Source organism: Streptomyces doebereineriae, from assembly GCF_031845645.1.
GTDB classification, from domain to species: domain Bacteria; phylum Actinomycetota; class Actinomycetes; order Streptomycetales; family Streptomycetaceae; genus Streptomyces; species Streptomyces canus.
This window is the reverse complement of record NZ_JAVREZ010000591.1, coordinates 1-386: the sequence shown is the minus strand read 5'-3', so window position 1 is coordinate 386 and position 386 is coordinate 1. Positions and strand designations below refer to the sequence as shown.

At 78.5% G+C, this 386-nt stretch carries 1 pseudogene; it reads left to right on the top strand.

The features are described from left to right. A pseudogene (locus RNB18_RS53405) lies at window positions 1-346 on the top strand (hypothetical protein); the annotation flags it as partial. Between the last annotated feature and the right edge of the window lie 40 nt (window positions 347-386).

Below are 386 nucleotides of genomic sequence, written 5' to 3'. Positions count from 1 at the left end.
GCCCCGGCCGGACGCCCTGCGCGCCGCCCTCGACGCGGCCGTCGCCGAGTTCCGTACGCGGGACGAGGCGCTGCCCGAGGAGCTCCGTACCCGTGCCGAACGTGACCGGATCGGCCGGGAGATCTGGTCCCGCCCGGTCGGCGCCACCGAACTGCCCCTGCGCGCGGTCCACGCGGCCCAGTCCCTCGGCTTCCTGCGCGCCGACCCCGGTCTCCCCGTATCGCTGTTCGCCTCGGGCGCCTGGCTGCGGCTGCGGACCCCGTTCGGCTCGGTCGCCCTGCGCCGCGACCCGGCCGGGGGGCTGGGCGGTCCCGGCGGGCTGAATCTGTCGGTCGGGCGGGGCTGAAGCGCCGGAGCCGCCGGGCCTGCGGGCCGGGTATGGCTGA